Source organism: Longilinea arvoryzae (assembly GCF_001050235.1).
Lineage (GTDB): Bacteria > Chloroflexota > Anaerolineae > Anaerolineales > Anaerolineaceae > Longilinea > Longilinea arvoryzae.
In genome coordinates, this window is the sequence record NZ_DF967972.1 from 1,404,658 (window position 1) to 1,423,053 (window position 18,396).

Below are 18,396 nucleotides of genomic sequence, written 5' to 3' on the forward strand. Positions count from 1 at the left end.
CATTGAACGAATCCAGATGAAATTATTCCTTCACTGCATGGATAGGGTCGATGAAATATAAAAAACCAACTCCTCAAGATCTACGGCGGGTCAACCGGGCCGAAATTCTGCGCAAGATCTACTTCGAAGGGCCCATCTCGCGGCTCGAAGTCAGCCAGCAGATCGGCATCAGCCCGGCCACGGTGACGAATATCGTCAATGCCCTGCTTGAAAAGAAGATTTTGATCGAGTCGGGAATCAAGCGCTCCGAAGGCGGCCGGCCCAGCACGCTGATTACCATCAACCCCGATTATGGATATTTCTTTGGCATCGAGGTCGGAGAGACCTTTATCCAGGTCGAGTTGTTCGATATTCTTTTCAACTCCTGCCAGGGAGCCTCGTATCCGCTGGTCGAACCGCAAATCAATTCCCGCCAGATCGTTTCCGGCATGCTCCAGGGCATCGAAGAGGTGATGAAGAAAGCCGGCATCCAGGAAAAGGATGTCATTGGGGCCGGGATCGGCTTTCCGGGCATGGTCGACCCCGCCAAGGGCGTTTCGATCTTCACGCCCAACTGGGGATGGCACAACGTATCCATCACCAGCGCTTTACGCAAGCGCCTTTCGATCCCGATGTACCTGGATAACGGCGCCAAAGCCATGGCAATGGGCGAGGCCCTTTTCGGCGCGGGCCGGGGGGTGAACAACCTCGCGGTTCTGCTGGTCGGCACGGGCGTGGGCAGCGGAATCATCACCGGACGCGAGCTGTTTCGTGGGTCTTCGAATAACGCCGGCGAGTTTGGCCATACGACCTTGAACGTCGATGGGCCGCTGTGCCGCTGCGGCAGCCACGGCTGCATGGAAGTCTATATCGGCGCGAACGGCATCATCGACCGGTACTGCGGGTTGATCCACGATGAAAAACAGCCTTCGCGGGGTGACCAGGCGGCCTTTATCCAGTACCTGATCGCGGAAGCGGAACGGGGAAAGCCAGAGGCCGTCCAGACCATCGATGAGACCATCCGCTATCTTGGCGTCAGCATTGCCAATCTCATCAACGCTGTCAATCCCGAATTATTGCTTTTGGGCGGCTGGTCCGGGCTGCTCCTGGGCGTGAAATATCTGACCCGAATCGAGGAAGTTGTATCCCGATACGCGCTGCAGCAATCCCTGGCCAAGACGACCATCCGGTTGTGCCAGTTGGGCCAGGGGGCGGTCGCCAAGGGCGCAGCCGCGCTGGTGCTCGAACATTTCTTCGAGACGGCCGGCGAATCGGAAGCCTTCATGGTCGGCGGCGAAGCGATCGATAAAGCCAGCAAGGCCTGATCGCTATTTATATATAGGACAATAGACATTAAGTGTCTATTATCCTATATGAAATCGAAGATTCTCTCTTCTCTCGAACCTTTGCCTTATTTCACCATCGAAGCAGTCAGGCAGCTTATGGGGGATCAAACCGTTGCCGGCACGCTGCCGGCCGAATTTTAGTGTTGGATGAAATCCGGGCAGATCCTCCAGTAATAATATCCTCTCCGCGATAGAGTCCACCTTTTGCGCAGATATTCAATCCCCATTTGCGTGCAAATGGCGGTGGTGCAGATCCGGCCAGTGGGGATGGGAATGAATGTTCTCCGGGTGATAATGCGGGTGAATGTGGCGCGTGGAAGCCGGTAAACCGGGATGGCTGTGCAGGTGGTGGCCGTCGTCATGCGAGTGCAGGTGCTCGTGGGCCTGCGCCAGGTGATGATGGCGGTGCGAATGCTGCTCGCGCGCCAACAACAGGATGGCCAGGACCAAAATAACGGCGGCGGCCATTTGCTTCAGGCTGAGCGATTCGCGCAGGAAAAGGACCGACAGCAACACCCCCCAGAACGGCGCGCTGGAGAAAATAAGCTGGCTGCGCGTGGCGCCCAGCGACTGCGCGGCGGTGATGTAGAGCACGATGCTCAAACCGTAAGAGATGAAACCAATCCCCAGGCCAAAGGCAATCCAGCGCGGCGCGGCAACCATCGGCGCCAGGCTGAGGCCGATGATCAGGTTGGTCGACCCGGCGGCCAGGCCTTTCCAGAAAGTCGATTGAGCCGGGCTAATCCCGTCGATCAGCGCCGTGAAGTGATTGTCCAGTCCCCAGCACAGGCAGGCCAGGGCCACCAACGCGCCGGCTTTCACTGCAGCCGCGCCGTCTCCGGCGGCCAGGATCAAGGCGGCGATGAAAATGCCGGCAGCGGCCGCCCAACTGCGCCGGGTGAGGTAATCCTTGAAAATGAAATGGCCCAGCAGGGCGGTGAATACCGTTTCCAGGGTCAGCCACATCGAAACCGAGGTCGCCGAAGCCAGGCGCAGCCCGGCCAGCAGCGCCAGCGGGCCGAAAATGCCGCCGCAGAGGATGGACCCGGCCAGGCGGACGGCGTTATCGCGATCCATGCGCCAGGGCAGGTGAAACCTGTGCTCGCGGAATAGAATGGGCAGCACGCCGACCGCAGCGCCCAGGTAGAGCAGTCCGGCCAGTTGAAAGTCGCTCAGGTTCGCCAGTAAGGGTTTGCTGATGGGGGTGGCTGCGCCGAAGAAGAGCGCGGAAATCATGGCTAATGCGAACGGCAGGGAGGACCGCTTCAATGGCTTTTCCTGAGAGGAGATTTAGTAGAGACTAATTTTACTTCCTTATTATCCCGTAGAACTGATGAATGAATTTCAGTAGAAAGGTGAATATTACTATCCAGCCGATAAATCATATAATTCATTTCCTTTACGAAATGAAATGATTAGAATCATAAATTATATTGAAGGGTGCTACAATTAAAATTAGTCTAATGGATGATCACTTAGATGACGGCAAGCTTGATCGATAGCTTCTTTTAACATTTGTTGGTTCTTTTCAAATGATTCTAAGCGTACTTCATCTTGAATAATTTGACACCAATATGATCGAATTTGGTTTGTTCTATTTATGAACCCTATGTAAGAAACTTTTAACAAAGCTTGGTTCGATATAATTTTTTCAAGTTTTTCAGGTGAACCTTTCCATAATCTACCAAAAGAAATAAATATTAGACCAATCATCAAAATAATTAAATTTAGGCTAATTTCAATACTTGACCTTGCATTTATTAGCAAGTGGAGTAAACCAAAAACTGAGATGATAACCCCTAAGGACATAAGAATAATGCCAATTATTCGATCAATAGTCACTTGAATTCTGACCAATTTCATAAAGTTATCTAAATGTTCCCTTGTTCTTTCTTCCAGGACGTCTAGCTTTTCAAAATTCACTTCTGGGTGCTGCATCATCGTTTTTCTCCTTTGGAGTTTTGGAATTATTATTCCATCTCTGATTCAAACCCACTTACCCCTGGAATATCACTAATAATTGCATTCTTAATTTGAGGTTGGGTATATATAGCATTGGTTAATTTGGTTCTTATAAGTATAGTTTTTGATAAATCAGCGCCACTCAAATCTGCATTTGATAAATCGGCATCAGATAAATCAGCGCCCGATAAGTTAGCATTCGTGAAATTCGCATTTTGCAGCTTCGCAAATTGAAGGTGGGCACCTATTAATCTCGCTCCTATAAAGCTGGCATTATTCAAAGTTGCATAGTTCAACCAAGCTGATGACAACTCGCATTCATCAAGGTTACTATTCACTAAATAAATATTAGACATTTCACTCTCTTGCAAAAATGCTTTCGAAAAATCGGAATTTCCCGCTATTGCCCCACTAAGTAGGCAAGGAGTCATAATGGCATTAGTAAATGAAGTGCTTGTTAAATTTGCCCCGGTAAAATCACTGAGTGTTAACACGGTATCATATTTACCAAAATCATGAGGATTTTCATAATATTTATTAAAGTAATTGTGTTGACATACAATAAATGTCCAAAGATTTGGAAATATCTTTTTCAGTAACCAAAACTTCTTGGATCGTAACAGTAAACCTTTATTATCAAAATAATGGTCATGACTAATTGGACAAATTTCAGAAGAAAAATCAGCTCCAACTAGTGTTGCTAAAGTAAAATTCGCTCTGTAGAGTTGAGAACCTCTAAAATTGTAACCAGATAAATCCCCATTAAAATCCATACCTGCCAACATAGCATCACTAAAATCAAGATTTTGGATACCTGCTTGTTCAATTCCATTGGTAAAATCAATAATTACTTTCCATTTATGTGAGAGAATAGTTTGATCGTCGATTTTAACATCGTTTAATACTGCCAATCGAAGATCAGCCCCGGCAAGATTCGCCCCACGTAAATCAGAGCCTGTTAAATCGGCCTCGTTAAAATTTGTTCGCCGAAGATCAGCATTCCGAAAATCTGAAAACCGGAGATTTGCTTTTGAGAAATTTGCTTTACACAGAATTGCCCCTACGAAAGACACGCCAGCTAAATACGCTCCATGTAAATCTTCGCCGACTAAGTATTGATTTGATGAATTCGAATTGTGAAGATATATTACAACAGCTTGTTTATAATCAAGAATCGTTGAGCTATCAATAATAGCTTCGGAAATATCAGTCTCTATAAATTCCACCTTTCTTAAATTTGCATGTGAAAAAATGGCATTTTCTAAAATGCAATTATCAAATAGACATCCTTCCAAATTACAACTACTAAAATTCGCGCCAGAAAAATTACAATTTATAAACTTTGCTTTTCGAAGTGAAGAGTTATTGAACCTAACACTAAAGAAATTTATACTCCGACAATCTACAGAGTCCCATTTAGATTTTATTACCCAAACACCTTCCAAATTCATATTTGTAAATTTCCGTTCACTCAGATCGGCATTAGAAAACCTTAAGCTTTTCAGATTTACTATTGGTGTGAGTTTATCCAATTCCTCCGGAGATAAATCTGATAACACCTCGGGGATTTCTTCAAATTCTAAATTTTCATTTACATTGTAATCTCTTGCTAATCCTAAATAGTAACTATCAAGGAGATCTATCGCAACACCAATCCAATGACCATGCAAATTCTTTAATAGATCTCTCGTATACGCTTGAATCATTACTCTTGATTTTTTCCCTTTTTCGTAATCAAAAAAAACAGGGTCTAAGTATAAAGTTTCTAAGGTCTCCAGGTATTTTTCAATTAATGCCGATTGTTGTCTTTCGTTTGCATCTCTAGATTCAATGGACTTAAACGCTTGTTCAAAAAAGATCGTCCCGATTGCAATTAAGACTGGAATAATTAGAATCTCAAAAAGATCAAATAGGGTTTTTGGTGCTCTAGGATTTGGGGACCTTATACCGAGTAAATTTACGAGATTTGGATTATTAGAAAAATCAAGTATATTATAGGCCTCAAGAAAACCAATCACAACAATTATCGATAATAAACCACCAACACCTATTGTAAATACCATTAAACATCGAACGACATTTATCCTTATTTTCTCTGACTGGTTATTATCATGGTAGAAATTTTCATTAATTTTTTTCCCTCCATGCATATTTTTCCCCCAATAGAAAGACCCGATTAGAAATTTTCTATATATCTATATCATTTTTCTTTTTTAAGAAATTCTTACTCGATTCTAATTGGTTCCTTTTAATTGTTTGTAATGCACGTAAATAATCTGGAACCATTCGAGGAGAAACGCCAGCTCGTTTTCCTATAATATCAAAAGAGGGCTCTTTACCATTATATGCATGAAGATAGTAATTATAAGCTTCTAGAACCCTTACTTCTGGACTTCTGAACTCTTTATTCTTATAATACATCATTCGATTCTTCATGAAATCAATCCATTTTTCTCTGATACATATATTTTTAAGTTTACCTGATTTAAACAAATTAGTCAAACCATAATTATAAACATAAAGATTATCCTTTCAATAGTCGTAATAGTAAATTTTGTTCATAGGCTCAATATTTTTTTCTCAGAACTACTTAATTGAACAGTGCCTTTATTATTTTTAACGGAATACTCTGACCTTTTACACCGTGTTATTAATTTTGGATGGCTTTTGTAAAATTGCGGCTATTACGGATTCGAGCGCGTCAGCGCGGCGATTCGCTCGCGTGCGCCGGGATAAGCCGCTGACAGGCTTTCACGATCCGCGGCCGCGAAATCTTCGATTTGAAACGCCGGCGCCATGGTGGTTCCAAACAGGGCGTACCTGCCGCCCGCCATCAGACGCGATCCCTGCCAGACGCCGGCGGGGATCACGAACTGCACCTGTTCCCCCGCGAACACGTTTTGCCCCAACGTCACCGTCTGGAACGAACCATCCGGGTGGAGCAATGTCAATTCGATGGGGTCGCCCAGGTAGAAATGATAGATTTCATCGGTTTTCAGACGGTGCAAGGCCGAAAAGCTGTCTGGGTCGTCGGTGAAAAGCATCAGAATAGCCGAGCCAAAGGCATGCTCCAGCCCGGCGTAGCGCGCGGGAAGCTGGTCTCCGGCGTATGTCCCTTCCGAGCGGTAGGTTTGAACAAACAGGCCACCCTCGAACGCGAGTGGTTTCAGATTGTACCGTTCGATGAGTGCTTCGACGACGGCCTTTGACATGGGATCTTCCTCGTATGTGGAGTCAAAACTCATTCCAGCGCGATCCAGTAGCGTTTGACCCATTTCCCGCTTTCCGGCGAGAGGCGCAGGTCTTCCAGCACGCCGCCGTTCTTCTCGATGGTGCGCGCCGAGCCGGTGTTGTCGTCATCGCAGGTGACCAATACGCGCGCCAGGCCAATGGCGCGGGCCCGCTCGAGCATCAGGGACAGTTGGCGCGTGGCGCAGCCCTGGCGCCGCGCCGACGGGCGCACGGCGTAACCGATATGCCCGCCTTCGATCTCCAGCGAGGGATTCAAGTGGTGGCGCAGGCGGGTGATTCCCAGCAGCCGGCCCTGCGGTTCGCTCAGGAAAAATGTGGTTTGCGGGACGTAAATCTCGGGTTTGTATTTCCCCCGCGCGCAGGTATCGATGAAATCGAGAAATTCGCGGAAGGAACGAAATTCCAGGTATTCGTTCAGCCAGCCGTAATGGGTTTCGCCGGCGGCAAGAAATTCCTGCATGAAATCCCGGCAGGCGGTTTCGTGCGCGGGGGTCAATTGGATGAGGGTGAGGCTTTCCAGATCGATGCTCATTTCAACCCAGTTTTCTGCGCAGAAACACGGCCACTTCGCCGTCTTCGGCGTCTTGATTCGTGTAGTACGACAGGTCGATGCCTTCGATGCTGAAACCGGCCTGTCGATAGAAATGGATGGCAGCCACGTTGGTGTTTTGCGTTTCGACCGTCAGCGCGCGCAATCCCAGGGCGCTGGCTCGGACGGCCAGTTCGTCCAGCAGGCGGCGGCCGATGCCCTGCCGGCGGTGGTCGGGGTGGACGTGCAGTTCCCACACGCTCAATACGCGGTTCCAGCCCTGAACTTCGGCCAGCGCGACGCCGATCCACGCGCCGTTCCGGTACGCACCCAGTGAAAATCCTTCGGCCAGGAAGCCTTCGTAACGCTTAAGGTCGTCCTCCGACAGACACTCCCAGTAGTTCCGGACGTGCGGCGCGGCCAGCGGCTCGAGTTCGAGCGCGATCACGGTGCGCCGGTCGCTTTCCTGTTTGCGCGCGGCATAGCGCTGGGTCGAGGTATAACCGGCCATGATCTCGCGCAGGCGCGGGCGGTCGAGCTGTTCGAGCGGGCGAATTTCAATTCGATCCATGCAGGTCCTTCAGCAACGGGATGGAAGTGGTGCCGTCAGCCTGTTTTTGCGGCGGGCCGGCGGAACGAAAACCGCAGCGCAGCCAGAAGCGCATCGCGGCGCGGTTGTTGACCTGAACGCCGCTGGCGATTTGAGCGGCGCGTCCTTCCTGACGGATGCGCTTTTCGATTTCAGCGACGATGGCGTGGCCCAGGCCCTGGCGCCGGTACGGTCTGGCGATCATCAACAGCTCGATATCGGCCGTGTCGGCCTGGCCTTCGAAGCCGCCGGCCCTCCAATCCGCCACGCCGATCAGGCGCCCGCTTTCGTCCCGGATGCCGTGGAACTGGCTGCCGGAGGAGCGTGATAATTCCAGGTCGGCCCTGACCATTTCGGGGCTGGCCTGCGGGTGCGGCCCCAGCGCGAGGAAATCTTCACAGCCGCGGTAAACTTCCAGCAGCGCGGGTAGATCGGTTTCGTCAACGGGGCAAAGGTGAAAAACGATGGGATGAGTCATGGGATTCAAAGCAGGGTTGGCCGGGGCGGTGCATGGATTGGCTGGCGTGCAAACGGGGGACTAACTTTGCTCGGCTTTACCAAACAGCTTGCGTTTTTCGAACCAGGGTCGCAGCAGCAGGTATACGCCCAGGATGATGAGCAGGAAGGCGCCTTCCATGTTCTTGACGCCCAGCAACTGGACCACGCCGCCGATGATCGCGAGGATGCCCAGGACGGTGGTAAAACCGCTCATCCGGATTTTGTTAAAATAGCGCGCCACATTCAAACCCAGCATGATCAGGCCGACGCCGATCGACCACAGGCCGTCCGGAGCCAGGTTCTTGGGTACGAACATGAACCCGCCCAGCATGACCAGAAACAATCCCCAGGCGGTGGTTTCGAGGCGTTTGTTAAGTTCGATCTTCTGGGTATCGATGGGGTTGGGAGTAATCGTCGAGTCGCTCATGAGAGACCTCCGGAAAGATTTCGAATTCAGAGTTGTTTTTCATTCATGAAATCGATCGAACGGCCGGCGGGTGTACAGTAGCGAAAATCGCAGTGCGTTTGGCCGCGGCCGAGTGTACCGCTGCGCTCGAACAGGATGCCGGGCGGCATTTGCCTGGCATCGTAATCATCCAGTGCGCAGAAGGTGCCGGTCAATTCCGGCGCGCCCAGCGTGGTCAATACATCCAGGTAGAAACAGCGCGAAATGTCCATGCCGATGCGCTGTTCGTTATCCTCGACCCATTGGGTCTCCCAGCCTTCCACGGGGAATTCGAACCGCATGATCCAACGCAGCGCGGGGCGCATCAGACGGAAGGGTTGCGGAAGAAGGCCCAGCATTTGCCAGAGCGGTTTGCGCCCGGGTACGAAATTGGCGGCCAGGATATGCCCGGTTTCTGACTGGGCTGCTGCCCGGTCACCCAGTTCGTCGCAAAGAACCTGATAGGTCGCCAGGCCGGGCAGAATATTGCCCTCAAGGTGCCAGCGCAGCGCCGGATGGCTGAAACGCGGCCGGTGGGCCATCAACTGGTCGTACTTTTCCTGGATCCGGCCGGCCAGGAAACCGGCGCGCACCTCGCCGTGCAGTTTGGCCAGGGCGCGTTGGGTGGCATATAAATTGGGCATACTGCGCGGTCGAGTGGCCAGCCAGGCGATGGCGGCGCCTGAGGCCAGGCCAAAAACGGCCCAGAACAAACCTGAGGATGAACGCTTCTGGATCATTCCGCTTCCTCCCTGAAGATCAAGGGTTGGGACGGCCAGCCCCGGGTTTGGGCGGTTTGCACCAACTCGATCAGCGGGCGCGGCAGGACCGGATAACGCTGCAATTCGGTCACCGGCAGCCATACCGGCAGATAGGTGCCCGATTCCGGCCGGAACGGCGCGGTCATTTCAGGCCCCTGGCCGCTGCCAAACTGGCCGCCGGTGACCGCGCACTCGAAATACAGTTGCTTCCGGCCGCGGTACCAGGTCTGCGCCACCAGGCGGCCAACGCTGATGACCAGGCCAAGCTCCTCTTCGACTTCCCGGGCGGCGGCCTGCTCGGCCGTCTCGCCGGATTCCTGCTTGCCGCCCGGAAAAACGTAGTACAACCGTCCGGCCTTTTCTCGCCGCATGAGGGCGATTTGCCCGTCCCGGACGATGACGGCGGCTGCCCGGCAGTCGGACTTAGCCATTCTTGATGTCATGCGACATGATTACCAGATCCACACGCTGCGCCCAGCCGGTCTTCTTCCAAAAGGCGATGGCGTGATAATTTTGCTCGTAGACGAACAGGTGGCACTTCTGGATGCCCTCGGTGCGCAGGTGTTCCAGGCAGGTTTCGGCCAGGGTGCTCCCGATATTGTGCATGCGGTACGGCCGGGCGACGGCCAGGTGGTGCAAATATCCGCGCCGTCCGTCGTGACCGCACAGCACTGCGCCAACCAATTTTTCACCTTCGCGCGCAACCACGCTCAAATTGGGGTTGCGCTGCAGGAAAAGGTTGATGCTCCGGCGCGAATCAGCGTCCGATAGCCCAACCCCTTCGGTTGTCTTCCACAGGTCTATGACTTCATCGTAATCATCGATCGTCATCGGACGGTATTCAATGGCCATGGATGCCTCCTCGAATGAATGCACACCACCGATATGATTATACGAGATTTGTATCCCCTGAAACCAACGATTCCAGTTCGAACACAGCGCTGGCAAGCTCGTCCAGCAACGCGGGCGGCAGGCAGGAACGCTGTTCGAGGGCCGTGTACATTGCCCGGCTGAACCACAGTGAGCCATCCCGCCCTCCCCTGAAGTCCCGCCACAGCTCCTCGCCAAGTTCGCGGTACTGGCGAGCCAGGGAACGAGTGTTGTGCAGCTTGTCGGCGGCGATGACCAGGCAAGCGGATGGCGAAGCGGTCCGGATGGACTCGATGAAGGCTTCTTTCCGCGCGCGCCAGGGCGGCTTGGGGTGGGTCTGGGTGTCGCTGCACGCTTCGACGATCGCCAGCACCGGCTTTCCAAACAGGATTTCGATTTCTTCCCGCGTCTGGCCGTTCTTTGGCTGATCCTCCAGTGCATCGTGCAACAGGGCGGCAATGGCTTCCTCCTCACTGCTGCCGTATTCGAGCACGATTCCGGCCGTGATCAGCAGATGGGCTACATAAGGAGTCTGGCTGCCCTTGCGCAACTGGCTGGCGTGCAATTGAGCCGCATAGGACAGCGCCTGTTGAAACCGTTCGCTTAGAGACATGGTGTTTACCTCGCGGTTGGCCGGCGCAGCCAGCGCAGGCTGCCCGCCACGACCAGCACCAGCACGGCTCCCAGGGCAGTCCAGGCGGCTCCCGAAACCAGCGGATCGGCGGCCTGCCGGACGGCAATGCCGGCAAAAGCCCACATCAGCACCAGGCCATAGAGTCCATCATGCCGCAGAAAGCTGGCCAGTCCTCCCAGAATGACCGCGACACCCAGGACGATCAGGGTCCAGATTTGCGGCGCCAACCCCAGGCCGTCCCATTTCAGGCTGGTCAGCAGGATGGCGGCATTGGCGATGGTGGCCACACTGATCCAGCCCAGGTAGATGCTGAACGGCGCGCGCGCCAAAAGCTGTTCGGAAAGCGGCGCCGGGCTGCGGCCGATTTCAAGACGCACGTAAGCCATGATCAGGCTGCCGAGCAGCACCAGCATGGCCAGCATGCTGAGCGGAAATTGAAGATAATGCCAGCAAAACAGCCAGGCCATGTTGGCGATGCAGCTTAACACAAACCACCCGCCGGCGGCGCGCAAACGCGGATTGTCCTTCTGGGGAGCCAGGGCCTGGTAAACGACATATACCAGGAGCAAAAGATAGATCAATCCCCAGATGGCAAAGACATAGCCGGCCGGGGTGAATAAGGTTGGATAATCATTCGAAATTTGGCCGGTATTCAGACCATTGAAGGGAATGATGTTGGCCAGAGCGTTGACGATTACGGTTGCCAACAGAAAAACGATCACTGCGGCCTGTCGCAAACTGTCCTTCATATCGCCCTCCCTAGAAATACCAGTTGTTCTCAATCGATCGATTCTGATGCCATTTTACAAGACGCTTTTTAAGAAATCCTCCAGCAAACGATTGAACTCAGCGGGGTGTTCCAGACCCGGCAGGTGACCGGCATCAGCGATCATGGCCAGGCGCGCCCCGGGGATGCTGCTCGACAGCTTTTCCGTGTACGGAGCCATTTCCGGGATGTCCTCTTCGCCGCCGATGACCAGCGTGGGCGTGTGGATTTCTCCCAGGCGCTGCACTGCAGGGGGAGCCGGTCGGACTCGATTTCCCAGGCCCTCGGGCGTATCGAAGCTGGTGCGCAGCATCTCCTTGACGAAGTCGCGCACACGCGGATTCACCTCTTCTGGTTTGCGGCGCGGCCCGTCGATCCACAGGTGAACGACGGCCTCGGCATAACGATCGAAGTCATGCCGCTTCTGGGCTTCCACCGCAACCTGCCACTGGCGCTCCGATTCCGGGGTATCCTGCCCCTCGAAGCCGTCCACATCCGAACTCACCGTTACCAAAGCCAGGACGCGATCCGGGTTCTGCAGGGTGAAGTTGATCACGGTGTTGCCGCCCATCGAGCAGCCGATGACCACCGCTTTTTCGATCCCCAATCCATCCACCACCGCCCGCAGGTCGTCCGCGAGGTAATAATCGCCGGCCGCCATGGCGGTCTGGCCGTAACCGCGCAGGTCAAAGGTGATCACCTGGTAGCGCGCTGAAAAATGCTCCACCTGTGGCTGCCACATGCGGCTGTCGGCGATGCCGGCGTGCACGAAGACCAGCGCCCGACCCTGCCCGGTGCTGGTGTAGTGGATGCGGGTGTTGTTGTAATCGATAGACCCTTCTCGGATTTGAGGTGCAGTCATCATTTCAGCCATTCTGGCCGGTTGTCCTGCACGGCCTCGCCCGGCCTGAGGAACTCGCGAATTTGTTTGGCGGTGGCTTCCTTGCCACGAATGCCGCTGCTGTATTCGGTTGTCAGCGGCAGGTGGCCGCCATCGCGGGTGACCAGGGCAATGCGGCAGGTGTTCCGGCCATATTCCAATACCGCGTCGGTGAAATCGCTGAGCGGATATTCGCCCTCGCGCACGCCCGTCAGGCCGGTGCGCTTGAGCGTGACCAGACCGGTGACGCGATCGAGGCGCAGGGTAACGATCTGGCCGATGAAAAGGATCATCAATAGACCGGCCAGGGAGAAAATGCCGCCAAAAAGGGCGGCGAACAGGCGGTCGTCCTGGCGGATGTTCAATTCGGTCTGGCTCTGGTTCTGGATGAAGGTGTTGATATTCTGAACAACGTCATCTTTTGAAGACCATCCGGAGGAATAGACCTTCGTCAGGGGAATCCATTTTCCCTGAACCTGAAAGGCGACCCGGTAGGTATCCCCGTCGTCGCTGTCTTCGGAGACCTGTAATTCAGCGGCCTGCAGGTCTTCAACGGCGAAGGTCATGACGCTGGCCGGGCCGATAAAGCCGCGGGTACTGAACTGGCATTCGCCGCCTGAGCCGGATCGCTGGCAGTGCAGGGTGGCCAGTTTACCAACCAGCATTCCGCAAACCAGACCGACGCCGATGAACACCAGGCTGAACAGCCAGATTCCGATGGGGACGCGCCGCAGCGCAAGTGTGGTGGGGGAGGATTCAATCGTTTTCAAAGTGATACTCGGTGTAATCGAAGATGGGACGATAGCCAATGTGTTGATAGATCGCGTTGGATACCGGGTTGGCAAGATCGGTAAACAGCGTGCAGAATTGATAGCCTTCATCCAGCATATGTTGGCTGAGCACGGCCACGCAGTTGGAGGCATAGCCCCGGCCGCGCTGGCGCGGCGGCGTATACACAAAACTGACCGAGATGCCGTGCGGGGTTGGCCGCCCAACCGCGGCCATCGAGACTGGTTCGTTCGCATCCCAGACGTACAACTGCCGGTCATCGATTTTAAGCGCTGTCATCGCGCGAGCCTGTTCGAGGGTGAGGTCTTCATGCAGTGCATCCTGATAAAAGGCGCGCGCCCATTCCGTCAGCAGCGGCAGATCGGACAGTTCGGCCGGCCGGAACCGGCCCGGGGCAGGCAGCGGCGGGATGACCTGGCGCAATTCGAAACCGCGTTGTCGCTGGTGGACGCGCGCCTGACAGCCGGTACGCTGCGCCCAGCGCTCGGCAAACCGTTCACTGATGGCCGCCGGGCCCAGAACCCCCGGGATTGCCCATCCCTGGGCGATGAGGTGCCCGGCCAGCATCTCCAGGATCGATGGATCGCAGGTCTCAGCGCAATGCAAAATAAGATTGTGCGGCGGCGTCATGATGGCGGCCAGAACGATCTGATGCGGCTCACGGTCGATCGTAAACAGGAACGGCGCGGCCAGGATGCGTTCGGGATAGTCGCGCAGCCGGATGCAGATGCCCAGCATCAGGCCGTTGGCCGCTTCATCTTGCAGCAAGGTTGTCTGGGCGTGCTGCAGGAAGGCGTCCGCGCTGGCAAATTGAATGGGTGAAAGCATGTCCCGCCTCTGGAGAATCGTGGATACGGTGTAAAAAAAGTATATCCCAGCCGGGCGGGTGATTCAATGCAAGGATGGAGGGAATTCAGCGTTCTTTCGAAACCGTTATCCCCCTTCCCTTTGGCGCGGAGGACAGTACAATGGAGAAACCGAAATTTTCCATCCTGGGGCCGACGATTTTTTGCCCGCTCCGACTGAGGAGAACCCGAACATGAGTGTATTGAACATTGCCCACCGCGGCGCGCGTTCGCTGGCGCCGGAGAACACCCTGCTGGCGGCTGAGAAGGGTCTGGCACTGGGCGCCGACCTGTGGGAGCTGGACGTGGCCGTCACCCTGGATGGCGAGCTGGTGGTGCTGCACGACGACACCCTCGAACGCACTTCGAACGTCGCGGCGGTATTTCCGGAGCGCCGGCCGTGGTCGGTGTGGACGTTTGCCCTGGCCGAACTGCGCCAGCTCGATTTCGGTTCCTGGTACGCAGAGAAGGATCCGTTCAGCCAGGTCCGAGCCGGCGCCGTCAGCGCCGGCGAACTGGCTCGTTTCAAGGGTGCGCCCATTCCGACGCTGCGTGAGGCGCTCGAGTTTACCCGTTCCCATCAATGGCGCGTCAATATCGAGATCAAGGATGCCGCGCACACCCCGGGCGACGCGTTTGTGGTCGAGAAAGTGGCCGGGCTGGTCAAAGAACTGGACATGCTCGACCGGGTGATCCTCTCCTCCTTCAACCACGACTATATCAAGCGCGTTAAGACGGCCGACGCGGATATCGTCACGGCGGCGCTGGTCGATCAACCCGCGCCCGATCCGGTGGCACTGCTGGAAAAAACCGGCGCGCAGGCTTACAACCCCAACGGAAAGTTCCTCGACGAAAAAACCGTGCGCGCGGTGCGCGCCGCCGGTTACGATGTGCTGGTGTGGACGGTGAACGAAGAGGCAGATCTGCGCGTCCTCATGGAATGGGGCGTGAGCGGCATCTTCACCGATTTTCCGCAGCGGCTCAACCGGCTATTGGGGCGTTAGGTTGTCTCAACGGGTTTTCGACGCTTGAGCAGCAGTCCCAGCAGACCGGCTACGGCCAGGATTCGGGCAGTATACAGCACGTGATCGCCCGATAAGATCGGAATTCGATAGGATTCAGGTATTAAACCGTGCATACCCGCAAACGCAACCAAAGGCGCGTAAAAGGAGATCAACAATCCGAAGATGAGGAATAGCCAATGGATCATCGGTCCGCGCGCCGAACCGTCGATCACCCACAGGGCTAACAGGAAGGCGAGAAGCACGGTGAGCAGTCCCAGGGCATAAAATCCCCACCAGCCCGGCAGCAGGACGAATTCTTTGGCTGTCTGAATGCGAAGTCTGATCAGTAACTGGTCGACGTAAGAGGCGGCGGCAATGAGCGCCGACATGGCAAGCAACGCAAAAACCTGTTTGGTGGCTGTGCTTTCTTTCATGGTGCCCTCCTCGTTGAATCTTAGCAATGGATCGGCAACTTTACAACAGTCCCTGGCCCGGGTAAGTCTCCGGAATATTGCTCAAACGGCTCATCCAAAATGGTACAGGCGCAATATAATTCCGATCGAATCAATTTCCGCAGATGCGCTTCGATCAACAATCTTGCGATCGTAAAGTGAAAAAGAATTAAGGAGAACCATCGATGAACGAAACATTGAACGTTATTCATAATCGGCGCAGCATCCGCAGCTATACGCCGGAACCGATTACGGATGACGAACTGCACGAAATCATCCAGGCTGGCATCTATGCTCCCAGCGCTCGCAATTCACAGGACTGGCACTTCAGCGTGGTGCGCGACGCGGCGGTGCTGGGCAAATTAAAAGAGATCATGAAGGAAAACATGCTGAATTCGGGCGTCGAGTTTCTGACCAAACGCGCCAGCGAGCCCGGTTTCGTGGCCTTCTTCGATGCACCCATGCTGATCCTCCTCTCGGCGGACGAGAAGGAACGTTTCGCGGCCATCGACTGCGGCGCCGCGGCCGAGAATATCGCCCTGGCGGCCGAATCGCTCCACATCGGCACCTGCCTGATGACTTCATCTGAACTGCTGTTCGCCAGAGATGCAGATGGCAAATTGAAGAAATCCCTGGGCATCCCGGACGGGTACCGACACGTTTGTGCCCTGACCGTTGGTCACAAGGACGGCGAACAGCCTGCTCCCGCGCCCAGAAAAGAGAATCTGGTCAATACGATCTGAGGCTAGAGGCGGCGCCATGTCTCGTTCAGCGTTGCCGGCCCGAAACGCCCCTTGACAAGGGCGGTCTTTTGTCGATAATAGAGTCCACATTATGAATCAAAGGCTGTGACGGAGAAAAGTAAGCCGGCGCTAACGCCCAGGGAGGCAGGGGCATTGACTGAGACCCTTGCCGCGTGAAGTCCGGATGAAGTTCCCTCCCGAGCCGCTCAGGGGAAAGCCCTTTCCGGGCGAGTAGTTTGAGACGCAATGCCAGCGTTACAGGGCAAACCAATCGCCAGACAGGCTGGCCGTTGGAGTGAGTGGACCCGAAAGGTCAAACAGGGTGGTACCGCGGATAAAAACCGTCCCTATCCAGGGACGGTTTTTTGTTTTAACCACGGATGATCCGTGAAGCAGGAGAGATGAAGGAGGTTCCATGAGCGAAGGTAACGATATCCTGACCGAGTTGGATGCGATTCGACAGCGCGCGATCGATGCGTTGGCTGCGGTGCAAGATGAAAACACATTGCAAACCTGGAAGACGGCCCACCTGGGCCGCTCGGCGGCCGTGATGCAGATTTTCAGCCAGATCGGGCAGGTGGATAAGGCGCTGCGCGGGCAGGTGGGTCAAAAGGCCAACCAGGTGAAGCAGGCGCTGGAAGCCGCGCTGGCCGAAAAGGAACAGGCCGTGCGCGAGGCCGTTCTGGCGCGCAAGCTGGTTGCCGAGAAGTTGGATGTGACTCTTCCGGGGCGCAAGCCGGCCTACGGGCGGCTGCATCCGGCGACGCTGGCCCTGGAAGATATCTGCCAGAACCTGATGGAGATGGGTTTCCAGATCTATCGGTCGCCTGAGGTGGAAACGGACGAGAACAACTTCGAGCTGCTCAACATCCCGGCTTACCATCCGGCGCGGGACATGTGGGATACCTTCTACACCACGAAACCGGGCGTGCTTCTGCGCACACATACCTCCCCGGGGCAGATCCGGGCCATGCGCCAGGTGGCGCCCAAACCGCTGCGCGCGATTCTGCCGGGCATGTCCTACCGCTACGAGCAAACCGACGCCAGCCATGAGTCGCAGTTCGACCAGGTGGAGGTGATCGCGGTCGGCCCCGGCATTACCTTTGGTGACCTGAAGGGTATGATCGAGGACCTGGCGCACCGCATGTTCAGCCCGGACGTGCACATTCGCCTGCGCCCGTCCTACTTCCCCTTCACCGAACCCAGCGCTGAAGTCGATATCGAGTGCTTCATTTGCGGCGGCAAGGGCTGCGCGGTTTGCAAGGGCGGCGGCTGGCTGGAAATCGGCGGCTGCGGCATGATTCACCCGACCGTGCTGCAAAACGGCGGCTACGATCCGTCCAAATTCTCCGGTTTCGCCGCCGGCTTGGGTCCCGAGCGCATTGCCATGCTGAAATACCACATCGAAGACATCCGCTATTTCTGGGGAAATGATGCGCGGTTTTTGGAGCAGTTTTGAAGGAAGTGATGAGTGAAGAGTGAAGAGTGAAGCGTGAACAGTAAAGTGTGATGAGGCAAAGAACCATGAACGATCAAACCGCGGGACAAAACACCGATGCCGGCATTGAAGGCTTGTTGGTATGGCGAAAAGCCATCGATCTGGCGGTGTATCTATGTCACGATGTGCTGCCGACTTTCCCGGATTATGAACGATATGCACTTGCCAATCAACTCCGCCGTTCTGTTCAGAGTGTACCGGCAAATATCGCAGAAGGATATGGCAGGTTCTACTATCAGGAGGCCGTTCGGTTCTGTTACATTGCACGGGGCTCATTGGAAGAAACGCGTACTCATTTAGTCCTGGCATCTAGACTGGGTTATATCAATACGGATGTCTTCCAACAACTTGATCGTCACGCTGTGGAAATTCGAAGCCTTCTCAATGGATACATTTCGTTTCTGAAGCGATCAAAACGGGGTATCAACGAGCCGGGTTCTACGATAAACGAACCATCCGGATTCTATTCCACCGATTCCCTAGAAGATCTTGATGAATCTTCTCTTCCTCAGAACTCAGAACCCATTGACTCAGAACTTGATAGTGAATGAAAA

General features: G+C 54.5%; 23 protein-coding genes and 1 other annotated feature. Of the genes, 5 read left to right on the top strand and 18 right to left on the bottom strand.

All coding sequences use genetic code 11. From position 1 onward, the window contains the following. Window positions 1-50: 50 nt before the first annotated feature. A complete protein-coding gene (locus LARV_RS06260) occupies window positions 51-1,304 on the top strand; it encodes an ROK family transcriptional regulator (RefSeq protein WP_083522364.1) in 1,254 nt (417 codons plus the stop codon). Window positions 1,305-1,541: 237 nt separating this feature from the next. Here the strand turns inward: LARV_RS06260 and LARV_RS06265 are convergent, their stop codons facing one another. From LARV_RS06265 to LARV_RS06340, 17 genes are all read right to left on the bottom strand, one after another. Continuing rightward, window positions 1,542-2,594 (bottom strand): DMT family transporter, encoded by a 1,053-nt coding sequence (locus tag LARV_RS06265; RefSeq protein WP_075072829.1) that lies wholly within the window; start codon window positions 2,592-2,594, stop codon window positions 1,542-1,544. 186 nt (window positions 2,595-2,780) lie between these two features. Next, complete coding sequence (locus LARV_RS06270; RefSeq protein ID WP_075072830.1) at window positions 2,781-3,266, bottom strand: hypothetical protein; 486 nt, start codon at window positions 3,264-3,266, stop codon at window positions 2,781-2,783. A gap of 29 nt (window positions 3,267-3,295) precedes the next feature. After that, window positions 3,296-5,437, bottom strand: coding sequence for a pentapeptide repeat-containing protein (locus LARV_RS06275; protein ID WP_075072831.1), 2,142 nt, complete (start codon window positions 5,435-5,437; stop codon window positions 3,296-3,298). A 37-nt stretch (window positions 5,438-5,474) separates the two neighbouring features. Next, on the bottom strand, window positions 5,475-5,723 hold the full coding sequence (locus LARV_RS20130) for a hypothetical protein (protein ID WP_152031727.1): 249 nt from the start codon (window positions 5,721-5,723) through the stop codon (window positions 5,475-5,477). A gap of 248 nt (window positions 5,724-5,971) precedes the next feature. Next, window positions 5,972-6,499, bottom strand: a complete 528-nt coding sequence (locus LARV_RS06280; protein ID WP_083522365.1) for a cupin domain-containing protein — start codon at window positions 6,497-6,499, stop codon at window positions 5,972-5,974. A gap of 29 nt (window positions 6,500-6,528) precedes the next feature. Then, the gene (locus LARV_RS06285) at window positions 6,529-7,071 is read right to left on the bottom strand and encodes a GNAT family N-acetyltransferase (RefSeq protein WP_075072833.1); all 543 of its coding nucleotides are present in this window, start codon (window positions 7,069-7,071) and stop codon (window positions 6,529-6,531) included. Between the two features lies 1 nt (window position 7,072). After that, the gene (locus LARV_RS06290; protein WP_083522366.1) at window positions 7,073-7,639 is read right to left on the bottom strand and encodes a GNAT family N-acetyltransferase; all 567 of its coding nucleotides are present in this window, start codon (window positions 7,637-7,639) and stop codon (window positions 7,073-7,075) included. Beyond that, window positions 7,626-8,135 (bottom strand): GNAT family N-acetyltransferase, encoded by a 510-nt coding sequence (locus LARV_RS06295; RefSeq protein ID WP_075072834.1) that lies wholly within the window; start codon window positions 8,133-8,135, stop codon window positions 7,626-7,628. Before LARV_RS06295 ends, LARV_RS06290 begins: the two co-directional genes overlap by 14 nt. 60 nt (window positions 8,136-8,195) lie before the next feature. After that, a complete protein-coding gene (locus tag LARV_RS06300) occupies window positions 8,196-8,582 on the bottom strand; it encodes a hypothetical protein (protein WP_075072835.1) in 387 nt (128 codons plus the stop codon). A 26-nt stretch (window positions 8,583-8,608) separates the two neighbouring features. Continuing rightward, the gene (locus LARV_RS06305; RefSeq protein WP_075072836.1) at window positions 8,609-9,340 is read right to left on the bottom strand and encodes an L-2-amino-thiazoline-4-carboxylic acid hydrolase; all 732 of its coding nucleotides are present in this window, start codon (window positions 9,338-9,340) and stop codon (window positions 8,609-8,611) included. Continuing rightward, the gene (locus LARV_RS06310; protein WP_075072837.1) at window positions 9,337-9,792 is read right to left on the bottom strand and encodes an NUDIX hydrolase; all 456 of its coding nucleotides are present in this window, start codon (window positions 9,790-9,792) and stop codon (window positions 9,337-9,339) included. The genes LARV_RS06305 and LARV_RS06310 overlap by 4 nt, the downstream gene beginning before the upstream one ends. Beyond that, a complete protein-coding gene (locus tag LARV_RS06315; RefSeq protein ID WP_075072838.1) occupies window positions 9,785-10,213 on the bottom strand; it encodes a GNAT family N-acetyltransferase in 429 nt (142 codons plus the stop codon). The genes LARV_RS06310 and LARV_RS06315 overlap by 8 nt, the downstream gene beginning before the upstream one ends. A 37-nt stretch (window positions 10,214-10,250) precedes the next feature. Next, a complete protein-coding gene (locus tag LARV_RS06320) occupies window positions 10,251-10,844 on the bottom strand; it encodes an HD domain-containing protein (RefSeq protein ID WP_075072839.1) in 594 nt (197 codons plus the stop codon). Window positions 10,845-10,849: 5 nt separating this feature from the next. Beyond that, a complete protein-coding gene (locus LARV_RS06325) occupies window positions 10,850-11,614 on the bottom strand; it encodes a tryptophan-rich sensory protein (RefSeq protein WP_075072840.1) in 765 nt (254 codons plus the stop codon). Window positions 11,615-11,668: 54 nt separating this feature from the next. Continuing rightward, complete coding sequence (locus LARV_RS06330; protein ID WP_236709933.1) at window positions 11,669-12,496, bottom strand: alpha/beta fold hydrolase; 828 nt, start codon at window positions 12,494-12,496, stop codon at window positions 11,669-11,671. Continuing rightward, window positions 12,493-13,281: a hypothetical protein gene (locus tag LARV_RS06335; RefSeq protein ID WP_075072842.1), complete on the bottom strand. Its 789-nt coding sequence runs from the start codon at window positions 13,279-13,281 to the stop codon at window positions 12,493-12,495. The genes LARV_RS06330 and LARV_RS06335 overlap by 4 nt, the downstream gene beginning before the upstream one ends. Further along, entirely contained in the window at window positions 13,268-14,128 is an 861-nt protein-coding gene (locus LARV_RS06340; protein ID WP_075072843.1) for a GNAT family N-acetyltransferase, read from the bottom strand. The genes LARV_RS06335 and LARV_RS06340 overlap by 14 nt, the downstream gene beginning before the upstream one ends. Window positions 14,129-14,339: 211 nt before the next feature. Between LARV_RS06340 and LARV_RS06345 the strand changes: the two genes are divergently transcribed. Beyond that, the gene (locus tag LARV_RS06345) at window positions 14,340-15,149 is read left to right on the top strand and encodes a glycerophosphodiester phosphodiesterase (protein WP_075072844.1); all 810 of its coding nucleotides are present in this window, start codon (window positions 14,340-14,342) and stop codon (window positions 15,147-15,149) included. Here the strand turns inward: LARV_RS06345 and LARV_RS06350 are convergent. After that, window positions 15,146-15,583 (bottom strand): hypothetical protein, encoded by a 438-nt coding sequence (locus LARV_RS06350; RefSeq protein WP_075072845.1) that lies wholly within the window; start codon window positions 15,581-15,583, stop codon window positions 15,146-15,148. The genes LARV_RS06345 and LARV_RS06350 overlap by 4 nt on opposite strands. A gap of 203 nt (window positions 15,584-15,786) precedes the next feature. Here LARV_RS06350 and LARV_RS06355 point away from each other — a divergent pair, with 203 nt between their 5' ends. The 3 genes from LARV_RS06355 (at window position 15,787) to LARV_RS06365 (ending at window position 18,393) form a co-directional block, all read left to right on the top strand. Continuing rightward, window positions 15,787-16,344, top strand: a complete 558-nt coding sequence (locus LARV_RS06355) for a nitroreductase family protein (protein ID WP_075072846.1) — start codon at window positions 15,787-15,789, stop codon at window positions 16,342-16,344. 96 nt (window positions 16,345-16,440) lie between these two features. Next, window positions 16,441-16,696, top strand: a binding site (T-box leader). A gap of 63 nt (window positions 16,697-16,759) precedes the next feature. After that, window positions 16,760-17,803 carry a phenylalanine--tRNA ligase subunit alpha gene (gene pheS, locus LARV_RS06360; protein WP_075072847.1) on the top strand — a complete coding sequence of 348 codons (1,044 nt, stop codon included), beginning with the start codon at window positions 16,760-16,762 and terminating at the stop codon, window positions 17,801-17,803. A gap of 65 nt (window positions 17,804-17,868) precedes the next feature. Then, complete coding sequence (locus tag LARV_RS06365) at window positions 17,869-18,393, top strand: four helix bundle protein (protein ID WP_075072848.1); 525 nt, start codon at window positions 17,869-17,871, stop codon at window positions 18,391-18,393. Window positions 18,394-18,396: the final 3 nt, after the last annotated feature.